This is a genomic window from Sphaerisporangium viridialbum, from assembly GCF_049674955.1.
Lineage (GTDB): Bacteria > Actinomycetota > Actinomycetes > Streptosporangiales > Streptosporangiaceae > Sphaerisporangium > Sphaerisporangium viridialbum.
The window spans coordinates 6,598,390-6,620,478 of record NZ_CP187232.1 but is presented as its reverse complement, the minus strand read 5'-3'; the positions used below and the strand labels follow the sequence as shown (position 1 = coordinate 6,620,478).

Annotated in this window: 15 protein-coding genes; 11 read left to right on the top strand and 4 right to left on the bottom strand. The window is 69.9% G+C overall.

The genetic code is table 11. From position 1 onward, the window contains the following. Positions 1-70: 70 nt before the first annotated feature. A complete protein-coding gene (locus tag ACOZ38_RS29990) occupies positions 71-1,057 on the top strand; it encodes an aldo/keto reductase (RefSeq protein WP_424534496.1) in 987 nt (328 codons plus the stop codon). 209 nt (positions 1,058-1,266) lie between these two features. Here the strand turns inward: ACOZ38_RS29990 and ACOZ38_RS29985 are convergent, their stop codons facing one another. Both ACOZ38_RS29985 and ACOZ38_RS29980 read right to left on the bottom strand, forming a co-directional pair. Then, on the bottom strand, positions 1,267-1,779 hold the full coding sequence (locus ACOZ38_RS29985) for an SHOCT domain-containing protein (protein WP_424537108.1): 513 nt from the start codon (positions 1,777-1,779) through the stop codon (positions 1,267-1,269). Between the two features lie 40 nt (positions 1,780-1,819). After that, complete coding sequence (locus ACOZ38_RS29980; protein ID WP_424534495.1) at positions 1,820-3,244, bottom strand: M1 family metallopeptidase; 1,425 nt, start codon at positions 3,242-3,244, stop codon at positions 1,820-1,822. A gap of 296 nt (positions 3,245-3,540) precedes the next feature. Between ACOZ38_RS29980 and ACOZ38_RS29975 the strand changes: the two genes are divergently transcribed. The 7 genes from ACOZ38_RS29975 (at position 3,541) to ACOZ38_RS29945 (ending at position 10,179) form a co-directional block, all read left to right on the top strand. After that, positions 3,541-4,503: a copper resistance protein CopC gene (locus ACOZ38_RS29975; protein ID WP_424534494.1), complete on the top strand. Its 963-nt coding sequence runs from the start codon at positions 3,541-3,543 to the stop codon at positions 4,501-4,503. 79 nt (positions 4,504-4,582) lie between these two features. Further along, positions 4,583-4,963, top strand: coding sequence for a hypothetical protein (locus tag ACOZ38_RS29970; RefSeq protein WP_424534493.1), 381 nt, complete (start codon positions 4,583-4,585; stop codon positions 4,961-4,963). Between the two features lie 8 nt (positions 4,964-4,971). After that, positions 4,972-6,288 carry a hypothetical protein gene (locus tag ACOZ38_RS29965; protein WP_424534492.1) on the top strand — a complete coding sequence of 439 codons (1,317 nt, stop codon included), beginning with the start codon at positions 4,972-4,974 and terminating at the stop codon, positions 6,286-6,288. Between the two features lie 124 nt (positions 6,289-6,412). After that, a complete protein-coding gene (locus ACOZ38_RS29960) occupies positions 6,413-6,958 on the top strand; it encodes a DUF302 domain-containing protein (RefSeq protein ID WP_424534491.1) in 546 nt (181 codons plus the stop codon). 204 nt (positions 6,959-7,162) lie between these two features. Then, the gene (locus ACOZ38_RS29955) at positions 7,163-8,110 is read left to right on the top strand and encodes a hypothetical protein (protein ID WP_424534490.1); all 948 of its coding nucleotides are present in this window, start codon (positions 7,163-7,165) and stop codon (positions 8,108-8,110) included. A 54-nt stretch (positions 8,111-8,164) separates the two neighbouring features. Further along, entirely contained in the window at positions 8,165-8,836 is a 672-nt protein-coding gene (locus ACOZ38_RS29950; protein ID WP_405151419.1) for a response regulator transcription factor, read from the top strand. Next, the gene (locus ACOZ38_RS29945) at positions 8,833-10,179 is read left to right on the top strand and encodes a sensor histidine kinase (RefSeq protein WP_424534489.1); all 1,347 of its coding nucleotides are present in this window, start codon (positions 8,833-8,835) and stop codon (positions 10,177-10,179) included. The genes ACOZ38_RS29950 and ACOZ38_RS29945 overlap by 4 nt, the downstream gene beginning before the upstream one ends. A gap of 379 nt (positions 10,180-10,558) precedes the next feature. Here the strand turns inward: ACOZ38_RS29945 and ACOZ38_RS29940 are convergent, their stop codons facing one another. Together ACOZ38_RS29940 and ACOZ38_RS29935 are read right to left on the bottom strand one after the other, a co-directional pair. Then, positions 10,559-13,396 (bottom strand): M14 family zinc carboxypeptidase, encoded by a 2,838-nt coding sequence (locus ACOZ38_RS29940; RefSeq protein ID WP_424534488.1) that lies wholly within the window; start codon positions 13,394-13,396, stop codon positions 10,559-10,561. Positions 13,397-14,411: 1,015 nt separating this feature from the next. Continuing rightward, a complete protein-coding gene (locus ACOZ38_RS29935; RefSeq protein WP_424534487.1) occupies positions 14,412-17,240 on the bottom strand; it encodes an AAA family ATPase in 2,829 nt (942 codons plus the stop codon). Between the two features lie 348 nt (positions 17,241-17,588). Here ACOZ38_RS29935 and ACOZ38_RS29930 point away from each other — a divergent pair, with 348 nt between their 5' ends. The 3 genes from ACOZ38_RS29930 to ACOZ38_RS29920 are packed head-to-tail and all read left to right on the top strand — an operon-like array spanning position 17,589 to position 22,071. Then, on the top strand, positions 17,589-19,871 hold the full coding sequence (locus ACOZ38_RS29930; protein ID WP_424534486.1) for a TOMM precursor leader peptide-binding protein: 2,283 nt from the start codon (positions 17,589-17,591) through the stop codon (positions 19,869-19,871). Between the two features lie 16 nt (positions 19,872-19,887). Continuing rightward, positions 19,888-21,252, top strand: coding sequence for a SagB/ThcOx family dehydrogenase (locus ACOZ38_RS29925; RefSeq protein ID WP_424534485.1), 1,365 nt, complete (start codon positions 19,888-19,890; stop codon positions 21,250-21,252). A 6-nt stretch (positions 21,253-21,258) separates the two neighbouring features. Beyond that, positions 21,259-22,071, top strand: a complete 813-nt coding sequence (locus tag ACOZ38_RS29920; protein ID WP_424534484.1) for an HlyD family efflux transporter periplasmic adaptor subunit — start codon at positions 21,259-21,261, stop codon at positions 22,069-22,071. The last annotated feature ends 18 nt before the right edge of the window (positions 22,072-22,089 follow it).

Genomic DNA, 22,089 nt, shown 5'->3' with positions numbered 1-22,089 from the left:
GGTGTGGAGTGAAGGCGGCCGCCTTCTGAGGGCAAGTAGACAAGTCCACATCACCGAGCAGGAGCAGGCCATGGAGTACACGCGGCTGGGAACGTCAGGGCTCAAGATCAGCCGGATCGCCCTGGGCTGTATGAGCTTCGGCGACCCCGCCAAGAGGGACACCTACACCTGGGTGCTCGACGACAACGCGGCGGAGCCGATCTTCCGCCAGGCCGTCGAGCTCGGCATCACGTTCTGGGACACCGCGAACATCTACGGCCTGGGCACCTCGGAGGAGATCGTCGGGCGGGCGCTGCGCAAGTACACCCAGCGCGAGGACATCGTTCTGGCCACCAAGCTGTGGGCGCCGATGCACCAAGGTCCGGGCGGGGCGGGTCTGTCCCGCAAGGCCATCATGGAGCAGATCGACGCCTCGCTGCGGCGCCTGGACACCGACTTCGTTGACCTCTACCAGATCCACCGCTTCGACCCGCGGACGCCGGTCGAGGAGACGATGGAGGCACTGCACGATGTGGTCAAGGCAGGCAAGGCCCGCTATATCGGCGCTTCGTCGATGTGGGCCTGGCAGTTCGCCACGATGCAGCATGCCGCGCAGGCCCACGGGTGGACCCAGTTCGTCTCCATGCAGGACCAGTACAGCCTGATCCACCGCGAGGAGGAACGCGAGATGTTCGGCCTGCTCGCCCACCAGGGCGTGGGAAGCATCCCGTGGAGCCCTCTGGCTGGGGGACTGGTCACCCGGCCCTGGGGCGAACGCTCCACGCGGCGCGCGGAGACCAACCGGAGAGTCGACCAGAATGACCTGCCGATATTCCTCGACAAAGACCGGGCCATCGTCGAGGCCGTCCAGCGCATCGCCCTGGCCCGCGGCGTGTCGATGGCGCAGGTCGCGATGGCCTGGGTGTTGAAAAACCCGGTGGTATCCGCCCCGATCGTGGGCGCGACCAAGCCGAACCACCTCGCCGACGCCGTCGCCGCGCTCGACATCGAGCTCACCGCTGAGGAGATCGCCTCCCTCGAAGAACCCTACGTCACGCGCCTGCCCACGTTCTTCTAACCCCTGATCGCACTGACAAGCACAACGGCCCGCCGGACCCCGGGTCACGAACTTCCCCATACCTGACGAGAAATCAGGCAATTACACTCACGACCACGACTCTGACCAGTGGAGATAGCTCTACGGCTGGAGTACTAGGCGTTCCCGGCTCGGCCGGGACTTCGCGGCGGGATCGCCGTGCCGTGGATCAGGGGGCGTGACGGTGGAGTTCACATCTCGGAGAGGATCTTCGCTTTCGCCTGCTCGAACTCGGCGGGGGACAGGGTGCCCGCGTCGAGCAGCTCGCGGAGTTTCTGGAGCCGGACGATCGGATCCTGGGCGTCCGTGGGCCCGCCGGTTGCCACTCCTGGGGGAGGAACCTCCCCGGGGGTGAACATCTGCCAGGAATCGGGCGTCTCGCCACGGGTGAACACCTGGCCCCTCGTCACGATGACCCGGCCGCCCATGCGAGTGGCCGGGTCCAACGCGGCATTAATACGGTCGATCGGGGCGGGCCCGAAGCCCTTGAAGGTGCCCAGGAAGAAGCTCAGCAGGCCGCCGATGATGGCGCCGGGGAGGATCCAGGCCCACTTCTCCGTGCCCGGCGGGCATTCGCGCGCGGAGACGTAGTTGCCGCCCGACGCGCAGCTACCGCCACGGATCAGCTGATACAGCGCGTAGAACGCGAACCCCAGGCAGACCAGGGAGATCAGCGAACCGATGCAGACACGAATCCGATACATCACAGCGCGAACCGTACATGAGCGGACCGAACTTCCGCGCCTACCAGGCCGAAGGCTTTCCCTTCTGGTTGAGCCACACGTCGAAGAAGTTCGTCAGATCCATGCCCGACACCTCTTGCGCCTGACGGACGAAGTCGGCGGTGCTCACGTTGCCGTACCGGTGCTCGGTGGCCCAGTCCTTGAGCAGGCGGAAGAACGCCGTGTCGCCGATCTTGCCGCGCAGCGCGTGCAGCGTCATGGCGCCCCGGTTGTAGGGCACGTTGCCGAACATGTCCACCGGGCCGGGGTCGGTCGTGACGGTCTGCCAGAACGACGAGGTCGCGGCGCGCCCGTAGTTGCTCGACGAGCTGAACGTCTGCTGCGCGGTGGCGCCGCCGTTGTGCTCGGTCCACAGCCACTGGGCGTACGTCGCGAAGCCCTCGTTGAGCCAGATGTCGGACCACCGGCTGAGCGACACGCTGTCGCCGTACCACTGGTGGGCGATCTCGTGGGCCATCGTGCCGAGGCTCGGGGCGCTGGAGAAGATGGGCTTGGTCTGGCTCTCCAGGGCATAGCCGACGTTGGGCGCGCGATCGACGATCGCCCCCGCCGAGGCGAACGGGTACGGCCCGAAGATCGTGCTGAAGTACTCGATGATGTCCGGGATCCTGGCGACGGTGGCCGCCGACTGGGTGGCCAGCCGGGGGTCGACCGCGGTGTAGACGGGGATGCCGCTCGGCGTCGCCGACTGGGTCACCTGGAAGTTCCCGATCGTCATCGTCGCGAGATAGGTCGCCATCGGCTCGGTCGAGTCCCAGACGAACGTCGTCCGGCCGTTCTTGGTCGTCTGCGAGAGCAGCTGGCCGTTGCCGACCGCGGTGATCCCCTCGGGAACGGTCACGTGGAAGGTGAACGTCGCCTTGTCCGTGGGATGGTCGCTGCCGGGGTACCACGCCGTGGAGCCCTGCGGCTCGCCCGGCACGAACACGCCGTCATCGGTCGGGACCCAGCCCTCGATGGACTCGTCCGGATCGGTGATGACCGGCGGCGTCCCCGCGTACTTCACGACGACCGTGAAGGGCTTGCCCTCCTTGAGCTTGGGGCGCGGCGTCACGACGAGCTCCTGCCCGTCCCGCCGGAAGTCCGCCCGGTGCCCGTTCACCGTCAGGGAGGTGATCTCGGGACCGCGGAAGTCGAGGTCGAACTGGTCAAGGTCCTCGGTCGCGACCGCGGTGATCGTCGTCACGGCGTCGATGCGGCGGCCGGCCGTCTCGTAGGAGAAGGTGATGTCGTAGTGCTGGACATCGAAGCCGCCGTTGCCCTGGCCGGGGAAGTACGGGTCGCCGATGCTCGGCGTGCCGGCCGAGTAGCGCGGCTTGCCGGGCTCACCTGGGGCGGCGAGCACGGGGTGTGCCAGGGGGACGCTGACCAGGAGGCTCAGCGCGGCGGCGGTGACGGCCGTACCGCCCAGACGGCGAAATCTCATGCGATCCCTTTCAGCGGTTCAAGCCGTGGAAGCTGAAGCGGATCGTACAAAGGGGCGACAAATAGGTCAAGATCGGGCTATTTCACCCACGTTACGGATATTGACGTTTATGCGGCTTCGTGGCGACAATGTGGCCCAACATCCGTGCGTGACACCGGTCGGCACACCGGCGAGCGCGACGGCTCATCCCCCAATACGACGTGGTCGGCGCACGCGTACGGCACCCGGAAGGATCGACGCTGCGCTCTTCCCGACGCACACGGCTCTGGCGGGTCACCCCTGCGCATCTCGCACGGGTGGCACGGTGGGCAGGCCGGTTGCTCCTGCTCGCCGTCGTCGGCGGTATCGCGATGGCCGGCCTGGCTCCGCCCGCGTCCGCCCACGGGCAGCTCGCGCTGTCGAACCCGGCGAAGGACAGCACGGTCTCCGAGCCGATGGAGGCGCTGGAGCTCTACTTCACCGAGCAGCCCACCGCGAACGCGTACTTCACGGTGACGGCCCCGAGCGGTGTCCGGGTCGACCGGCACTGGACGTACGGGGAGTCCAAGCGCCTCGACGAGCCGGTCCAGGAGTACCAGCTCGTCGACGGCACGTGGGAGCCGCGCCTGTTCCACACCGGGTACGCGGCGAAGGTGCCGGTGGCGTACTGGCCCGAGCAGGGCACGTACGTCGCCCGCTACCTGACGGTGGCCTCGGACGGGGAGGAGGTCAAGGGGGAGGTCCGGTTCACGTACAAGGGCAAGATGTCGGCACCGCCCAAGGGCTGGAAGACCCCCACAGACCAGCCCGAACCCGCCCTGCTCGCCGCGGCCGGCGCCGAGGGCACCCCCCAGACCGGCTCCGAGAGCACCGTGCCCCAGACCGGGACGGTCCCCGAGACGGGTGCGACGACCGTCCCGCAGGTCGGCCCCGTCGCCGGCACGGCCACCACCGCGCCGCAGGCCGGGCCCACCGCCGGTGTCGCCACCCCCGGTCCCCAGACCGGGGGGACGAGCGCCGTGCCCAGGGCCGGGTCCCAGACCGACTCCGGCAGCGGCGTGATGGTCTGGCTGGTGCCCGCCGTCCTCGTCGTCGGAGCGGGCGTCATGGTCGTCCGCGCGGCACGCCGACCGGCACCGGCCGGCGCCTCGGCCGGGCGGCCGCCATCCGGCGACGCCGCGTCCCGCAGGCCTCCCTCCGGCCCCAAGGCGAGCAAGCCGTCGGCCCAGCGCGCGGCCAAACCAGGCAAGAAACCCCCCGCGAAGGCCAAGCGCCGCTGAACCGCGAGAGGCCCACGCGAAGGCCACCAAGCGCCGCTGCAATCGCTCCACCCTTCACCGCCCTCCAGGAGAACCGCCGATGACGTCCACCATCGCCCGCCGCCGTCCGTTGCTCGCCGTCCTGGTGTTCGTCATCGCGTTGCTGATGGCCACCTCGGCGTGCGGCGCCTCGAGTGCCGCCGCGCCCGGCACCTCGGCGGTCAAGGAGATCGCGGTGACCATCGCCGGCCGTAAGGTGACGCCGCCGCCCGGACGGGTCGACGTCACCAAGGGACAGACGGTACGGATCACGGTGACCAGCGACGTGGCCGACGTCGCGCACGTGCACGGCTACGACAAGGCGGCGGACCTCCAGCCCGGCACCCCCGCGAAGATCGAGTTCGTCGCGGACCAGAGCGGGCTGTTCGAGGTCGAGACGCACGGGACGGGGCTGCAGCTGTGCCAGCTCCTGGTGCGCTAGGCGGCGGGGTGCTCCTGGCTCACGGCATCGGCGGGCGCCAGGACCTGCCGATCCCGTTCTCGGCGGCGATGACCGGCGCGATCCTCGCGCTGCTGGTGTCGTTCGCGGCGCTCGGCGCGCTGTGGACCGAGCCGAGGCTGGGCGGCGTCCTCGCGCGCGTCCGGCCGCTGTCGGCCCTGTTCCAGCGGGCGGTGTCCTCCACGGCCTGGCCGTGGGTCTGGCGGCTCGCGGGGCTCGCCGCCGCCGCGTACTTCTGCGTAGGCCTGCTGTTCGGCCCCGACCGGGTCGAGAACCCCACCGCAGGGGTGTTCTACGTCCTGTTCTGGGTGGGCCTGGTGCCGCTGTCGCTGCTGTTCGGCCCGGTATGGCGCAACCTCAACCCGCTGCGCACCTTGCACCTGCTGGGCTGTCAGGTGCTCGGACGCGACCCCCGGGCCGGGCTGCGACGGCTTCCGCCCGGTCTCGGCTACTGGCCCGCGGCGGCCGGCATCTTCGCCTTCGTGTGGCTGGAGCTGGTCGCCCCCGAGCGCGCCACCCTTCCCGTCATCACGATCTGGCTCGCGGCGTACACGGTGCTCATGCTCGCGGGGGCGGTGGTCTTCGGGGCGGACTGGTTCGACCGGGGGGACGCGTTCGAGGCGTACAGCACTCTGGTGGGCAGCCTCGCCCCGGTGGTGAGGCGTCGCGACGGGGTCGTGACCTGGCGCAACTCCCTCGACGGGATGGCCGGGCTACGGCCGGCGCCGGGGCTGACGGTGCTGGTGGTGGTGCTCCTCGGCTCCACCATGTACGACAGCCTCTCCAACGCGCCGGTCTGGGTGCGCTTCGTACAGGAGAGCGCGCTGCCGGCGCCGGTCATGGGAACCGCCGGGCTGGTCGCCGTCATCGGGCTGGTGCTCGCGGCCTACCTCGGTACGACCGCGCTGGCCGGCCGCTGGGGCGACGCGCAGCCGGGCGCGACGGCGGGCGAGCTGGCCCACGCCATCGTGCCGATCGCCGTCGGGTACGTGGTCGCCCACTACTACACGCTCTTCCTCCTGGAGGGGCAGCGCACCCTCGCCCTGCTGTCCGACCCGCTCGTCACCGGGGCGAACTGGCTCGGCACCGCCGACTGGACCATCAGCGCGGCCGGCACCACCCCCGCCGGAATCGCGATGCTCCAGGTGACGGTCATCATCATCGGCCACGTACTCGGCACCGTCCTCGCCCACGACCGCGCCCTCGCCCTCTTCCCCCGCCGCACCGCCGTCCTCGGCCAGATCCCCCTGCTCCTCCTCATGGTCGTCTACACGGTCGTAGGCCTGCTCCTCCTCTTCGCCGCCTGACCTGCGCACCCCGCGTGCAAAGAGCACGGCATCCCGCGCCGAAGACTCCCCAAAGGCAGGTGTGTCCCCCCGGCAATCGGTGATGACCGCCCCGTCCGGGGTGGATGACACATCGGGAGGGATCATGGGCCGGCAGGTACGCCACAGGATCGAAGTCGTCCCGCATTGGGTGAACCGCCTGTCCATGGCGGTCGGCATGCCGTTCGACGAATTCCGCGCCCGCTACGAGCGGGCCGTCCCGAAATTCGAGGCCGAACGCTTCGAGCGGCTCGCCGAGAACGACGTCGACTGGGACGCGATCCTCCAGGCGACGGCCGAGAACGCCCCGCACAACTTCATCCTCTACTGGAGCGGGGACTTCACCCACATCATGCGGCTCGCGGGGGACAGGTGGCGCTCAGTGGAGTACCTGATGGGGAACCACGTGATCGCCCAGCGCATGTACCACCACAACCCCGCCATCCTGCTGTACGCCCCGCTCCGCACGGCCATCTACGAGGACGCCGACGGCGAGACCTGGTTCACGGTGGAACAACCCACCACCCAGTTCTCCAGCTTCGGCGACCCGGCTATCACCGAGGTCAGCAGGGAACTAGACCGGGAACTAGCCTCCCTCCTCGAATACCTGCACGTCCCGGTCCCCGCCACTCTCACCTCACCCGCGGGGTGACGAGTACCCCTCTGCCTTCAGACGCAGAAAGCACCCCATCGCGTCGCGACCCCTCGCAGGGACACGAGCCAGGCTCTCGGCACCAGGGCGTTGTTCTAAGGAACCTCTAAAGCTGGCCAAAACTACACTTGAGGCCGCGATGTTTGTGTTGTCGCCACGGCGCCGGTTCTCGTCCGGTGCGCTCAGTGGACGAAAGGCATCACGATGATGAAACGCACACGGCTACTGGTGGCCGCGGCAACGCTCACCGCGCTGGCCGCGGCCGGTACGGCGTCGGCGGCGGCATCCGATTCGGCCCCGACACCCGGCCCCGCGAAGTCCGGTTCCGCGACGGTCAATCCGGAAGGGAAGTCCAAGGCGGCCGTGGATGCCGACTTCGCCGCGCTCGCGGCGACGCTCGGGGTGACGACCGACCGGCTCGATGCCGCGCTGGTCGCGGCCAAGACGTCGCTGGCCACCTCGACCGGCGTTACACCGGATGCCTTGGTCGCGGCGGTCGCGACCAACCTGGGGCTGCCGGTGTCGCAGGTCCAGGACGCTCTGGGACCGCTGGTCACCAGGCCCGCGCCGGGTGACGACCGCGGCGAGCAGGACAGCAAGGACAAGGAGGGCGTGGACGGCCCGCAGAACTCGCTAGAGGGGAAGTCCAAGGCGGCCGTGGATGCCGACTTCGCCGCGCTCGCGGCGACGCTCGGGGTGACGACCGACCGGCTCGATTCCGCGCTGGTCGCGGCCAAGACGTCGCTGGCCACCTCGACCGGCGTTACACCGGATGCCTTCGTCGCGGCGGTCGCGACCAACCTGGGGCTGCCGGTCTCGCAGGTCCAGGACGCTCTGGAACCGCTGGTCACCAAGCCCGCGCCGGGTGACGACCGCGGCAAGCAGGACAGCAAGGACAAGAAGGGCGTGGACGGCCCGCAAGACTCACCGTTCACCACAGACGCCGCGGCGGCGTCTGTGGCCGCGGCGCTCGGCGTCGATCAAGCCAAGGCCAAGGCCGCTCTGACCGCTGTGGTGGCGTTGGGATCGGCTTCCGGCGGAGTCGATCCGACGTCCAAGGCCTTCGGCGACATCGCCGCCTCGCTCGGGGTCAGCTCCGACCGGCTCACCAGCGCGTTGGCGGATCTGAAGCGGTCGCTGGTCAACGGCTGACAGCCGCCGCATCTCACAGCACAGCTTCAGGATCGACGATGAGGATGGGCGACCATGCGGATACTTGTGGTGGACGACGACCCGGCTGTGCGGCGGTCCTTGGAGCATGCGTTGCGCCGGGACGGCTACGACGTGTCGTTCGCCGCTGATGGGGCGTCCGCCCTCGCCGAGCACGGCGAATTCCGCCCGGACGCGGTGGTGCTCGACGTCCTCATGCCCGAACCGAACGGGCTGGAGGTGTGCCGGACGCTGCGTTCGGGCGGGCTCAACACGCCGATCCTGATGCTCACGGCCCGGGACCTGGTCACCGACCGGGTCGCCGGGCTCGACGCGGGGGCCGACGACTACCTGGTCAAGCCCTTCGCCTTGGACGAGCTGCGGGCCCGACTCAGAGCCCTGCTCCGGCGCAGCGGCGCCAGGGCCGAGGTGCTGCGCTTCACCGACGTCGACCTGGACTTGAGCGGCTGCAGGGCCGAGCGTGCCGGTCGGCGCCTGGAGCTGACCAAGACGGAGCTGTCGCTGCTGGAGCTGTTCCTGCGCAATCCCGGCCGGGTACTGAGCCGGACCCAGATCTTCGAGTCCGTCTGGGGCTACGACTTCGGCCCGGAGTCGAACGCGCTGTGGGTCTACATCAGCTACCTGCGGAGCAAGCTCGAGGCGGACGGCGGCACTAGACTGATCCAGACGGTACGCGGCCTGGGTTATGTCCTGCGCGAGGAGCCATGAACCTGCGCACCCGGTTGTCCATCGCCGGCGGTTCCGTGGTCGCGGGCGCGCTGGTGCTCGTGTCGGCGGTCCTGTATCCGGCTGTGGAGGCCAACCTCCGCGGCCAGATCGACAGCTCACTGGTCGCGGCGGTCGGCCAGGCACCGGCCGTGGCCATGGCCATCAAGGCCAAGTACAGCATGTCCAACACGCAGCCGGACTTCCCGGCTGTTCCGCTCGGGATCGGGAACACCCAGCTCCAGATCGTGCCAGGCCCGGTCCTGATCGGGCCGTCGACGCAGTTCATCGACCTCACCGCCCGCGACGCCGCAGTCGCGAACGGCACCGCCGCCGCCTACTTCCGTGACGCGGTGTACGACGGCGTCGGCTACCGCGTCTACACCGCCCGATTTGGGGTAGACGGGGCGCTCGTGCGCACAGCCATCCCGGAATCCGATCCCGTACCCACCCTACGCGAACTCGCCTGGCTGCTCGCCGGCTCGACGGTGGCCGCCGGACTCCTGGCGGCACTGGCCTCACGCCTGACAGCACGCCGCGTCCTACGCCCGGTAGGCCGGCTCACCGAGACGGTCGAACTGATCCGCACGACGGGCGACCTGGCCATCCCGATCCCCGCCGACAGCCGGGATGAGATCGGCCGGCTCGGCTCCGCGTTCGCCGCGATGACCGCTGCCCTGGACGAGTCGGTCGGCGCCCAACGCCGCCTGGTGGCTGATGCCTCGCACGAACTCCGAACACCACTGACGAGCCTGACCGTGAACCTCGAACTGCTGGCGGAAAACCTGGCCGACGCGCAGGCCCCACTCCTCGCCGCCGAAGCGCTCGGCCAGGCCGGCGAACTCAAAACACTGGTCAACGACCTGGTCGACCTGGCCCGCTACGGCCAGCCCGCGTTCCACACCGAAGACGTCCGCCTCGACCTCGTCGCCGAGCGCGTCGCAGCCCGCGCGGCGCGTCGGGCACCAAAGATCGGATTCGAGCTGACCTGCGCGCCCACTCTCGTCCACGGAGACCCCGACGCCCTGGAACGCGCCGTCGCGAACCTTGTCGACAACGCCGTGAAATGGAGCCCGTCCGGCGGCCGGGTCCGGATCAGCGTCAAGGAGGGCACCCTCGACGTCGCGGACGCCGGCCCAGGGATCCCCGACAGCGACCTCGAATTCGTCTTCGACCGCTTCTACCGCTCACCCGAAGCCCGCGCGCACCCTGGCTCCGGACTAGGCCTGGCCATCGTCCGACAGGTCGCCGAAGCTCATGGCGGAACGGCAGAAGCCGTGCCGTGTCAAAGCGGCGCGCTACTGCGGCTGGTGCTGCCGGTGTGTATCGAACACGCGGAGCCCTAGAGCGACGGAGGGCGGGGCAAGTTCGTGTCCACATCGCGGCGCTTACCTGCTGCGGCGCCTTGACGGCTTGGTACGTGAATGCGAAAAGAGCCCGCCCTCCCGAAGGAAGACGGGGCTCAATTCGTGGTGCTACAGGTCGGTACCCGAGTGAACGCCAGGGTGTCCTCATTGCCCCTACGAGGGGTCGCAACCCACCCGACTGGTCTTCAGCCTGGACAGTGAGAGCGTGCTCATCGCCGCTGGGGGGGTCGCAACGTCTCCGGGTTGGGGAGGGCTTCCCGGCGTGACGTTCGGGTTCTGGTCCGCCATGTGGTCCCGGCCGGGGGTGGGCCCGGCCGGGACTTGGGTCATCTCATATGGGGATTGACAGGGAACAGGGTCAGCCCACGACGGAGCGCAGGGGGATGCCTGCGGTGTTCAGGTCGTGGACCAGGTCGCGGAGGAACGGGTGCTCGTCGGCAGCGAGACCCTCCGGGTTCGGGATCGTGATGTAGCCCGAGCCGTCGGCCACCGCCGAGCTGCCCGTGCCGGTGTACTTCGCGACCACGGACTCGGTCCGCGCCAGGTCGGCCTCGGCGACCTGGATGGTGATGGGCCGCCACTCGCCGCCGATGTTGGCCGGCTCCTCGGTGTTCTCCGCCTGCGCGCGAAGGGCGTCCGCGCTGCTCTGCGGCGCCGCCGTCCGCTGCTGCGCCTTCGGCGACGCGGACGCCGCGGGAGCGAGCAGAGCGTTCGCGACCAGGTGGATGCCGTTCTCGTTGTAGGCGCGGAACAGCGGGTTGTAGGCGAAGAGCACGGCGTGGCCGTTGCCGGTCGGCTCGTCGACCAGCGCGGCCGTGCCCTTCAGGGTGTCGGACTTCACGGTGTAGCCGTTGGACCAGAACGTGTCGCCGGCCGGGTAGGTGAGGACGTTGACGCCCGTCTGGCTCGGGGTCAGGATCGGGTCGCCGTTGTTGAACTGGAAGTCCTCCGCCGGGCGGCCGAGCGCCACTGCGCTGGTGTTGGCCACGTCCACCCGGAAGTGCGAGCCGATGACCTGGTAGCCGGTCGGCTTCGCCTTCTCCGTGGTGGAGGTCAGGCCCGCGGCGCGCGCGACCCTGGTGCCCTCGTTGCGCAGACCGAGGTACGTGCCGCCCCCGGCCACCCACGCCTTGAGGTTCGCGAGGCCCTGCGCGGTCAGGCCGCCGGTCGAGTTGCTGCCGTCCGGGACCACCAGCGCGGTGCGCCCGGTGAACGCCGCGGTGTTGTCGTTGATGTCCGCGGTGGTCACCGGCTTGAGGTTGAGGCCCCAGCGGCTGCCCAGCACGTACCGAGCCTCGCCGTACGACCCGGAGGTCGTCGAGATGCCGGTGCCGGCGAACAGGCCGGCGTCGGGCAGGCGCAGCGCGGTGCCGGAGGCCGGCTTGGAGGTGCCCTTGACGGTCACGCCGAGCGGGCGCGCCAGCTTGTCCAGCGCGTCCTTGGACATCGCGCGGGCGGACAGGCTGACCACACCCGTCTTGAGGTCACGGGTGAGGGCCACGCCCGAGCCGAGGAGCTTGAACGTGAGTTCCGACGCGGCGGCGGAGTCCAGCGGGTAGGAGTACGAGCCGTTCCCCGACGCCGAGCCGTCGACGCCGCCTTCGAGGCGCTTCACCCGCTCGGCCTTCGGCGACAGCGCGTCCCCGGTGTAGACGGTGTCGACGCCCATCAGCAGCGGGTTGCTCCAGGAGGAGACGTCGTAGAAGTAGGGGAAGGGAACGTAGGGGTCCTCACCGATCAGCGCCTGGATCCAGTGCTTCTGCGGCTGGTTCATCGGGATCCAGTACGCGCCCGCCGGAACCTGGAGGTTCTTGGCGGCACGGCCGCCGAAGATCCGGGCGTTGGGTACGGTGATCGCCTTTTCGAGCTCGTAGACCTCGACGTCCATTTCCCGCAGCCGCTCGACCAGCCGGCGCACGTCGCCGAGCTGACGGTCGGGCATCAGGAAGTACGACCGGATCTTGATGTCGGGCACCGGGAACTGGACGGTGTTGGTCGGCTGCACGACCTGGTTGGGCTCGAGCGCGCCGGACGCGCCCTCGGCGAGCGCCGTCTGCCAGATCTTGTAGTAGCCGTTCAGGATCTCGTTCTTGTTGGCCGTCGCCCAGCCGGTGGTGGCCCACTGCGTGTTGAACTGCTGCTGCACGCGGTCCTCGATCGCCGAGGAGCTGCCCTTCTCGAAGGTCATCCCCGCGGCGCCGAAACCGGTGGCGGGCACCGTGTCGCCGTACCCCATGTAGAACATGTCGTACGTGGCGTAGTTGAAGTAGCACTCCACGGTGACCGCGCCGCCACAGGCGCCGTTGTAGCCGAAGCCCGCCGCGTTGGCCGCGCCGATGCGGTTGATCCAGTCAACGGGCTGGTCGGCGATCTCGTGGTGGATCGGGTCGGCGTTCGGCGGGAAGAAGTACTGGCGCCCGCCCATCTCGTGGGCGTCGACGAAGACCTGCGGCGGGTACTTGCGCAGCATCTCGATCTTGCCGTCGGTCTCCGGCTGGCTGCGGGCGAACCAGTCGCGGTTCAGGTCGAAGCCGAACTCGTTCTGACGGCGGTTCGCGTCGCGGCCGTCCGGGTTCTGGGTCGGCACGATGATGGTGACGGTGTTCTCGTTGCGCTTCGCCACGTCGCAGGACAGCCCGCTGGCCAGCTCGTACAGCGTCTTGAGCGCCGCGTCGGCGCCGCTCTTCTCGCCGCCGTGGACGTTGCCGGCGACCCAGACGATGGCAGGGGTGTCCGCGGCGATGCGCGCGGCCTTGTCAGGACGGAGCGAGCGCGGGTCGCGCAGTTCCTGGATCTGCTTGGCGATCTTGTCCAGCTGGCCCTTGACCATGTGCTTCTCGCTGGACACGATGGCGTAGGGCAGGTCCTGGCCGGTGACGCTCCGCGCCATCGTGCCGGTGACCACCCGGCCGGACGCGCTCCCGACCGCCTGGACGTACTTCTGGATCTCTTCAGTGGTGACCAAACGGGACTGGCCCTTGCCCAGGGGGAAGCCGAGGAAGGACTCGGGGCTCGGCACGGAGCCGATGTGGGCATTCGGGTCGGAGCTACATTGCGTGGGCTTCCCGTGTGAATGGGTGTCCCGGTCCGCGTTCGCGGACGGGCTCAACGGCAGCATGAGCGTGGTCAAAGCCAGGACCGCGACACCCGCCACCTTCCCGTACACAGGTCGGCACCTGGCGGTGCTTGGCAGCATGACGACTCCTCAGGGGGCAAGGGACGATCCACCCCCGCGGGGCGGGAGCAGGGCCGTCCTTGGAAGAGCGACGCCACTGTGGCGCCGGATAAAGATGATCAGGATGGTATAAAGGGGCAATAAACGGGTCAAGACGTCACGAAGTGTCTAAAGTGTCACGTTTGCCGCATGTGACGACCGGCTACGGGTGACCTCGAAGCCAACGGAGGGGCTGCTCCCCGGCACCGTGGCCCCGCGATCCGGCCTGCCCGGAAATGCCCTGGCGCCGCCCACGGCGGGCCGACCGGCAGGTGCCCGGCCCCCGATCCCGGCATATGTAAATATTCCGTTACACATCCGTTTGGCCGTGGAATTTCCGCGAAGAGGGGCGTTGGTGCGGAAGGTGGCAGCGAAATCGATCCACGGGGGCGGCAGGTGTTCTGCGAGCGCACAACCGTGAGCCCGGCCGTGACGGTGGACGACAGGCGGTAGCCGGCGGCCAGTGCCACAGCGGCGGTCGTGCACGCGGCGACAGGCGGGCGATCCGCGGGCCGGCCGCGTTCTCCCCCGGGGCGTCAGTGCCTCATGCGCGGCTTCTTTGTCATTCAATGCCGCCCCGTGGTGTCGTCCGCGGCGCGGGCCGATGACGGTGGAATCCGGGGCTCACCGTCCAATCTTCGCGGCGGTGACGTCGGCCGTACCGAAATCCGTTGATCATGCCGGGGTGAAACCGTCGGCGATTGGTGCCGAACAGATCTGTGCGAAATCATAAAGAATTGGGGATTCAACCTCGTCTCTTATCGGCTGAGGCCGGGTCCGCGATGCGGGCCGGAGCCCCGGGTAACGGTCGGCCAGAACGGGGCGATACCGCGCGTGGAATCACCGGAAAATGATTTCGCCGTTCAGTCAGGGGATCAACGAGAAGGCCGCCCGTTCACCCGGGCCCAGACTCGACCGGCATCATGAACGGCGCCCCGATATGCTGCCCCGGCTTTGCCGATGAAAAAGCCGTCAAGCGCGGCTTGGCAAGCACGGGTTACAGGACCGTGCGGTATTCCATGTGGTCCTCGAAGGCCGAGGGGGAGGCCTTTTTGGGCTCCGGGTCCGGCGGGGTGTCGGTGGGCAGGCTGGTGAGGATGGCGACGAGTTCCGCGCGGGTGTGGATGCCGAGCTTGCGGTAGATCCGGGCGAGGTGGGTGTCCACCGTCCGCTTGCTGATCGACAGGATGGTCGCCACCTCGAGGTTGCTCATGCCCTGAAGGACCAGGTCGGTGACGCGGCGCTCGCCCGTCGTCAGCGGATGGGCGTTCTCCCGCCGGACGATCGAGGGGCGGGTGGCGGTGCCGGCCAGGTGCTTGTCGGCCAGCGAGGCGAGCCGGACCGCGCCGCAGTCGACGGCGAGGTCCAGCCCGGCGGTCAGGGTCTCGCGCGCCCTGTGGTCGTCGCCGGACTGGCGCAACGCGATGCCCAGGCGGATCAGGGCCCGGGTGTACTCCAGCCTGGCGCCCCTGTTGCGTAGCAGGTCCACCGCCTCGTGCAGCATGTCGAGCCGGGCGGTGCCCTCGTACGCGACGCTCCCGGCGCTGAGGGCGCGGCCGATGGTCGTCGGCGCGCCCCAGGCGCGGGCCAGCTCAAGCTCCCTCTCCGCGGCCGCCCGCGCGGCCGCCCGCTCGCCGAACAGCATGTACGCGAGGATCGCGTTGGTCCCCCAGGGGACGCAGGCCGGGTTGGTGATGCCGGAGGAGGTCAGGCGCCGCCCGCAGTCCAGCAGGATCCGCAGGCCGTCCTGTGGCCTGCCCTGGGCGATGTACAGGCGCCCGAGCGCGTCCATGATGTGGCCGGAGATCAGGGGATGGCAGTCCCCGTAGGGGTCGACGGACCGGAGCAGGGACTCGGCGACGTCCAGCGCGCCCAGCTCGACGAGCGCCCGGGCCGCGTTGGCGGTGGCCGCCAGGGAGAACCCCTCGGTGTGCGAGATCTCCGAGAGACGGGACGCCTCTGTGGCGTCCCGCAGCGAGGCCTCCAGGCTGCCGAGCTGGTAGCGCACCTCGGAGCGGACGACCAGCGACATGACCAGCCGGGTGTCGGAGGCGACGCCGCGCGCCTCGGTGACCACGCGTTCCGACCAGTATGAGGCCTCGTCGATGCGGTCGCCCCAGATGAGGGGGAGCACCGCCCCCAGCGGGACGACGCCCTTGCCGTCGAAGCAGCGCCTGGTCAGCGCGAGCGTCCTGGTCAGGTTGCGTCCCTTCACGCCCGTGACCAGGGCGAGCGCGCTCAGGAACTCCCTCGCCTGGGGGGTGGCCATCAGGTGCATCGACCGGGCGAGCCTGCGCAGCACCCCGGTCGACCGTCCCCAGAGCATGGCCTGCGCGCTGAGGATCAACATCAGGTCGGTCCCGAACGCCGACGGCGTCTCGGCGGCGACCTGGACGGCCTCGGCGAAGACGCCGCCCGCCTCGGCCGAGTTCGCGGTGACGAGGATGTTGGCGAAGGGCGCGAGCGCCGAGATCTTCTGCGGGGCCGTCCGGACGCGCCCGAAGACGGTGCGCAGGTGGCGCAGGCACGCGGGCAGGTCGCGCTGCATCTCGACGGCGCCCAGCTCGGCGGTGATCTCCAGGTCGACGGCCGGCTGGTCGGACTCGGCGAGCGCGCGGTGCAGGTAGCGGGCCGCGGGCTCCCAGGCGTGCTCGGCCACGGCGTCCCGCGCCGCCTCGCGCAGGATTGTTACGGTCCACGGGTCCCCGGTGGGACCGGTGGACATCAGATGGCCGGCGGAGCGGTTGACCGGGGCGCCGAAGCGGTACAGCAGTGACGCGGCCCTGCGGTGGAGGTCGTCGCGGACCGCGGGGTCCATCCCGGCCAGGATGGTCTGCTGGATGTGCTCGTGGACGAACCGGTCGGGAGGCGAGCCGACGAGGAGCCCCGCCCTGCGCAGCGTCTCGCCGGCCTCCTTGGCCGCGAGCTGGCCGAACCCCGAGAGCATGGCCGCGGTCTCCAGCCCGTCGTCGGGGGCGAGGATCGCGAGGCTCCGCAGCAGGTCCACGCTGGCGGGGTCATGGGCCAGAAGCCATCCGAGCGCGGTTTCCGTCAGGGAGGCCGCGCCCATTTCGAGCACCCGCGACAGCTCGGTCTTCTCCGGGCTCACCCTGGCCGAGATCAGCTGGCCGGCGAGCTGGTGCAGGAGCAGCGGGTTTCCCTGGGTGAGCTGGTGGGCGGCCTCCGCCACCTCGGCGTCGACCGCTGCGCTCATGGCCGACTTCAGCAGATCACCGGTGCAGTTGTGGCAGAGCGGCGCGGGCCGGAGCAGCCGCGCGTACGGCAGGGCCGTGATGTCGCGGATGATGTCGTGGCCCCGGCGGGACTGCGAGTCGGCGGTGAGGATCATCACGATGGGCAGCGAGTCGAGCCGCCTGGCGATGTACGAGCACCACTGGGCCGATTGGGCGTCGGCATGGTCGGCGTCGTCGATGGCGATGATCAGCGGCTGGGTGCCGGTGATGGAGCGGGTCGCCCGGTACAGGCTCTGCAGCAGGTCGGGGGCGACGAGGGCGCCCTGGCCCTCGTACATGTGCCCGAGCGGTCCGGGGGAGGGCTCCGCGGGGGGCGGGCCAGGGAGGGGGTCGAAGAGCTGGCGGACCACCCCGAAGGGGAAGTCGTGCTCGGCGGGGTGGCCGCGCGCCGTCAGGACGGCGCCGGCGTGTGACATCTCGGCCAGTGCCGCGTGGAGCAGGGTGGTCTTTCCGATGCCCCTGGGGCCGAGGATGACCAGAACGGAGGGCTTTCCCGCGTACGCCGCGGAAAGCGCCTCCTGTATCACACGTAACTCGATGTCGCGGTGCAGCACCTGCTGCCCTGACAACATCCATCCCCCCAGAGCCCGGGTGCTTACGTGTACACCCAGGATCATGCCGCGTATGACTACTCCCTTGTCAATACCTAATGTGCCACCAAAGTGACCTATCGCCTTAAATTAACCCGTTTGTCGGGATACGCAACACGTTGGGTACCGTCCTGGGCCACCCGGGCGGCGCTTACCCGGACGCGTAGGCGAACCCGCGACGGAGGGCGTCGTACGCATTTGACTGATACGCATCCGTACGTCGCGCTTATAGGGACGTCCGAATACGTATGCCGGAATTACGTCTTTACATCGGTCCTGGCCCGATGCGACTCTGCGATCAAATGGAATTGAGCCCATACGGGGAGCGCCATGGATCGCCCACGCCTCAAAGCACACTTCGCGGCCCAGGTGGTCGAGGGATCGAAGGTGTTCCTTCTGGCCGAAGGTCAGCACTACCTCATCAAGGGAGCCGAGTGCGTCAAGGTGCTCCCCTACCTCGACGGACGCCACACGATAGCCGATATCGCGGCGGCACTTGGCACAGAATTATCACTTACGCAAGTCATCATCGCCATCCGTAAATTCGACGCTTTGGGGCACCTGGCGGACGGGCGGCCCGATTGGCCGGACAGCACGCTCGCGTATTGGGACGCGCAGGGAATCGACCCCAAGACCGTCCAGAAGGCCCTCGCGGACACCGAATTCACGGTGGTGGCGGGCGACGGCGCCGACCCGGACGCGGTGATCGCGCAACTGCGCGAGCACGGGCTGCGCGTCCGCCTCGCGCAGGTCGACGAGGAGGCCGAGGCGCCCGGCGGAGCCCTGTCCCTGATCGTCGTCAACGACTACCTCGACCCGGCGCTCGAACGGCTCAACGCCGCCTACCTCGCCGCCGAGCACCCGTGGGCGCTGGTGAAGCCGACCGGGCTGACGCTGTGGGCCGGGCCCGTGATCCAGCCGGGACGCACCGGCTGCTGGGCGTGCCTGTCCCAGCGGATCACCGGCAACCGCCAGGTGGAGCGTTACCTGGCCGGCAAGCACGGCAACGGCACTCCGTACCACCCCGCGCTGGAGGCGATCCCGGCGGGATCGTCCCTGGTCGGCGGGCTGCTCGCGGTGGAGCTCGCCCGCATCGCCGCCACGGGCGCGCCGTCGCGGCTCGAAGGCAAGATGACCACGATCGACCTGCGCACGCTGGCCGCCACCGAGCACACCGTGGTCCGGCTGCCGCAGTGCCCCGCCTGCGGCGACCCGACGCTGGTCACCGAGCGCAGCCCGAAGGTGGTGCTGTCGTCGCGCGACGCGCGCCACATCACCGACGGCGGATACCGCATCGAACCGCCCGCGGCGACGTACGAGCGGCTGCAGCGGCACATCAGCCCGCTCATCGGGGCCGTCACCCGGCTGCACACCTTCGCCGAGTACGACAACGGCGTCACCTACAGCTTCACCGCCGGCCACAACTTCGCCATGGTCGGCGACAACATGGACCTGCTCCGCCGCAACCTTCGCGGGCAGAGCGGCGGCAAGGGCCGCACCGAGATCCAGGCCAAGGTCAGCGCCCTGTGCGAGGCCATCGAGCGGTACTCGGGCGTGTGGCGTGGCGAGGAGCCCGTGCGCCAGGCCGCCTACGCCGACCTCGACCCGGCCGTCGCCGTCCACGTGGAGTCGCTGCTGCACTTCTCCCCGTCGCAGTACGCCGGGCGCGACGAATGGAACAAGGACCCGAGCCACCGGCTGCACCTGGTGCCGGAGAAGTTCCGCACCGAGCTGCCGATCGACTGGTCGCCCGCGTGGTCGCTCACCGACGAGCGCGAGCGGCTCATCCCCTCCGGGTACGCGTGGTACGGCCACCCCGACCTGGAACGCCACTTCTACTGCGTGGGCGACTCCAACGGCAACGCGTCGGGCAACTCGATGGAGGAGGCGATCCTCCAGGGGTTCTGCGAGCTCGTCGAGCGCGACGCGGTGGCCCTGTGGTGGTACAACCGGGCACGGCGCCCCGCCTTCGACCTCGACTCGCTGCGCGACCCCTACGTCGACACGCTGCGCGAGTTCTACGAGCGGATGGGCCGCAGCATCTGGCTCCTCGACATCACCACCGACCTGGGCATCCCCGCCTTCGTCGGGGTCTCCCACCGGATCGGCCACCCGGTCGAGGACGTCATCGTCGGCTTCGGCGCCCACCTCGACCCGCGGATCGCGGCGATCAGGACGCTGACCGAGGTCAACCAGTTCCTCCCCTCGGTCGAACGGCGCGACGAGCAGGGCAACACCCTGTACCTGGACAACGACATCGCCACCCTGGCCTGGTGGAAGGAGACCAAGCTGGCGAACGAGCCGTGGCTGGTGCCCGACCCGTCGCAGCGCCCGCGCACGCCGGCCGACTACGCCAGGGTCGACGGCGAGGACCTCGCCAGGGACGTCGAGACGTGCGTGGCGCGGGCGAAGGCGTGCGGCATCGAGGTCATCGTGGTCGACCAGACCCGCCCCGACCTGGACCTCAACGTCGTGCGGATGATCGCGCCCGGCATGCGGCACTTCTGGCGGCGGCTCGGCTCCGGACGCCTGTACGACGTGCCGGCCGAGCTCGGCTGGGTGCCACAGGCGAGCACCGAAGACCAGCTCAATCCCACGAGCGTCTTCTTCTGAACCCGGAGGAGCAGTTGTGACCCAGACAAAGGTACGGCTCCGCCGCGACGCGGAACTGGCGGAGTCCGACGGCTCCCTGCGGGTGTCCGCGCCCGTCGGCGCCTTCGGGCTGCGCGACCTTCCTCCCGGCACGGTGGCGGCCCTCGGCGCGCTCGCCGCCGGGGACATGACCGAGGCCGGCCTCACCGCGGCGGTGGTCGAGGGCGACGGGGAGGCAGGGCTGCTCCGCTGGAACATGCTGCTGCGCCGCCTGGCCAGGGGCGGGCTGCTGGAGTACAGCGTGGACGGCGCCAGGCTGCGGCCGGTCGGCTCAGGGCCGCTGGAGCCCGCCGCCGCGCCGGCCCCGGACACCAGGGTGAAGCTGTCGAGGTTCGCCGTCGCGACCGCCGAGGGCGGCGCGCTCGTGGTGCGCTCCCCGCGCCACGCGAGCGTCGTCGAGCTGGCTCCCGCGACGGCCGGGATCCTCGGCGCGCTCGCCGGCTGGACCACCCCGGCCGAGCTGGCCGAGGTACTGCCCGGCCTGCCGGTCGATCAGCTGCTGCGGTACTTCGACGCCGCCGGGCTGCTGACCCGCACCTCCGAGGACGAGGACCAGTCGCACGCGCAGTGGACCCCGCGCGACCTCTGGCAGCACGCCCACAGCCGGGGACCCCGCGTCACCGGCCGGTACGGCGGGACGTACCCGCTCGGGCCGGACTTCGGCCCGCTGCCCGCCGCTCCCGCGGCGTTCGACGGCCCGCGGATCCAGCTCGTGCCGCCCGACATGGAGCTCGCGGCCAAGTCCGATCCGACCCTGACGGAAACCCTCGAACGGCGACGCTCGGTGCGCGAGCACGACCCCGCGTCCCCGATCACGGTCGCCCAGCTCGGGGAGCTGCTGTACCGGTCGATGCGGCGGCGCGACGGGTTCACGGCGCCCGACGGGCAGGAGCTCGTCGACCGGCCCTACCCCTCCGGCGGTTCCATCCACGAGCTGGAGGTCTACCCGCTGGTGGTGTCGTGCCAGGGGATCGAGCCCGGCCTGTGGCACTACGACACGGCCGGGCACGCCCTGGAACGGGTCGCGGAGCCCGGTCCGGCCACCCAGGTCCTGGTGCAGCGGGCCAGGGCGTCCGCCCTGCTGGAGGCCGACCCGCAGGTGCTGCTCGTGGTCACCGCCCGCTTCGGCCGGGTGATGTGGAAGTACGAGACGATCGCCTACTCCCTGGTGCTCAAGCACGTCGGCGTGCTGTACCAGACGCTCTACCTCGTGGGCACCGCCATGAACCTGGCGGTGTGCGGCCTCGGCGGCGGGGACGCGGGCGACTTCGCCGCCGCCAGCGGGCTCGACTACCTCACCGAGGGCAGCGTGGGCGAGCTGGTCCTCGGCAGCAAGCGGTGATGGACGATGAAATTCCGGTACAAGGCACTCCAGCGGATGCGGGAGCCCGACGAGCTCGACTCCCCGACCCTGCTGGCCTCTCCGCGCGGATGGATCGCCACGTTCGTCGTGCTCATCATCGTCGCCGCGGTGACCGCGTGGGCCTTCGTCGGCCGGATGCCGATCACGGTGTCCGCCACCGGCCTGCTCACCCACCCCGGCGGTACGGCGCAGCTGCAGAGCCCGTACGCGGGGATGGTCCGGTCGATGTTCGTCCACCCGGACGACACGGTGCAGCGCGGCCAGGCGGTCGCTGAGGTCGTCCAGCTCGACGACACCTCGCGCCTGATCAAGAGCCCGTTCACCGGGCACGTGGTGGCCGCCACGGCCGACGACGGGCACATGGTCACGCCGGGCGAGGACCTCATGACCATCGAGCGCACAGACGCGCCCAACGACCGGCTGGTGGCCATGCTGTTCGTGCCGGCCGACCGCACGCTGGGCGTCGTCCCGGGCAGGGAGGTCGACCTCGCGGTCTCCTCGGCCCCGCCGGGGGCCTTCGGGCTGCTGCGCGGCCGGGTCGCGTCGGTGAGCACGTACCCGCTGCTGCTTGAGGGGGTGGCCGACCTGGTCGGCGGCGAGGCGGCCGCGCGCGGCTACCTCACGGGCGCCCCGCCCCGGCTGGTGATCGTCGACCTGGAGCGGGACCCGGTCACGACCTCGGGATACGCCTGGTCCACCAAGTCGGGACCGCCGATGCGGCTGCAGTCGCAGGTCAACGTCACGGGCTCGATCAACCTGGGCGGTCAGACGCTGTTCGACCTGCTCCTCGGCCGCTGAGCGGCACCCGTCACGGCG

Excerpts from the sequence above, each read along its gene's own strand:
- ACOZ38_RS29940 (WP_424534488.1), bottom strand. The coding sequence starts at position 13,396 with ATGCTGCCAAGCACCGCCAGGTGCCGACCTGTGTACGGGAAGGTGGCG.
- ACOZ38_RS29970 (WP_424534493.1), top strand. The coding sequence starts at position 4,583 with ATGACGTCCACCATCGCCCGCCGCCGTCCGTTGCTCGCCGTCCTGGTG.
- ACOZ38_RS29930 (WP_424534486.1), top strand. The coding sequence starts at position 17,589 with ATGGATCGCCCACGCCTCAAAGCACACTTCGCGGCCCAGGTGGTCGAG.
- ACOZ38_RS29935 (WP_424534487.1), bottom strand. The coding sequence starts at position 17,240 with ATGTTGTCAGGGCAGCAGGTGCTGCACCGCGACATCGAGTTACGTGTG.
- ACOZ38_RS29960 (WP_424534491.1), top strand. The coding sequence starts at position 6,413 with ATGGGCCGGCAGGTACGCCACAGGATCGAAGTCGTCCCGCATTGGGTG.
- ACOZ38_RS29980 (WP_424534495.1), bottom strand. The coding sequence starts at position 3,244 with ATGAGATTTCGCCGTCTGGGCGGTACGGCCGTCACCGCCGCCGCGCTG.
- ACOZ38_RS29920 (WP_424534484.1), top strand. The coding sequence starts at position 21,259 with ATGAAATTCCGGTACAAGGCACTCCAGCGGATGCGGGAGCCCGACGAG.
- ACOZ38_RS29945 (WP_424534489.1), top strand. The coding sequence starts at position 8,833 with ATGAACCTGCGCACCCGGTTGTCCATCGCCGGCGGTTCCGTGGTCGCG.
- ACOZ38_RS29950 (WP_405151419.1), top strand. The coding sequence starts at position 8,165 with ATGCGGATACTTGTGGTGGACGACGACCCGGCTGTGCGGCGGTCCTTG.
- ACOZ38_RS29985 (WP_424537108.1), bottom strand. The coding sequence starts at position 1,779 with ATGTATCGGATTCGTGTCTGCATCGGTTCGCTGATCTCCCTGGTCTGC.
- ACOZ38_RS29990 (WP_424534496.1), top strand. The coding sequence starts at position 71 with ATGGAGTACACGCGGCTGGGAACGTCAGGGCTCAAGATCAGCCGGATC.
- ACOZ38_RS29955 (WP_424534490.1), top strand. The coding sequence starts at position 7,163 with ATGATGAAACGCACACGGCTACTGGTGGCCGCGGCAACGCTCACCGCG.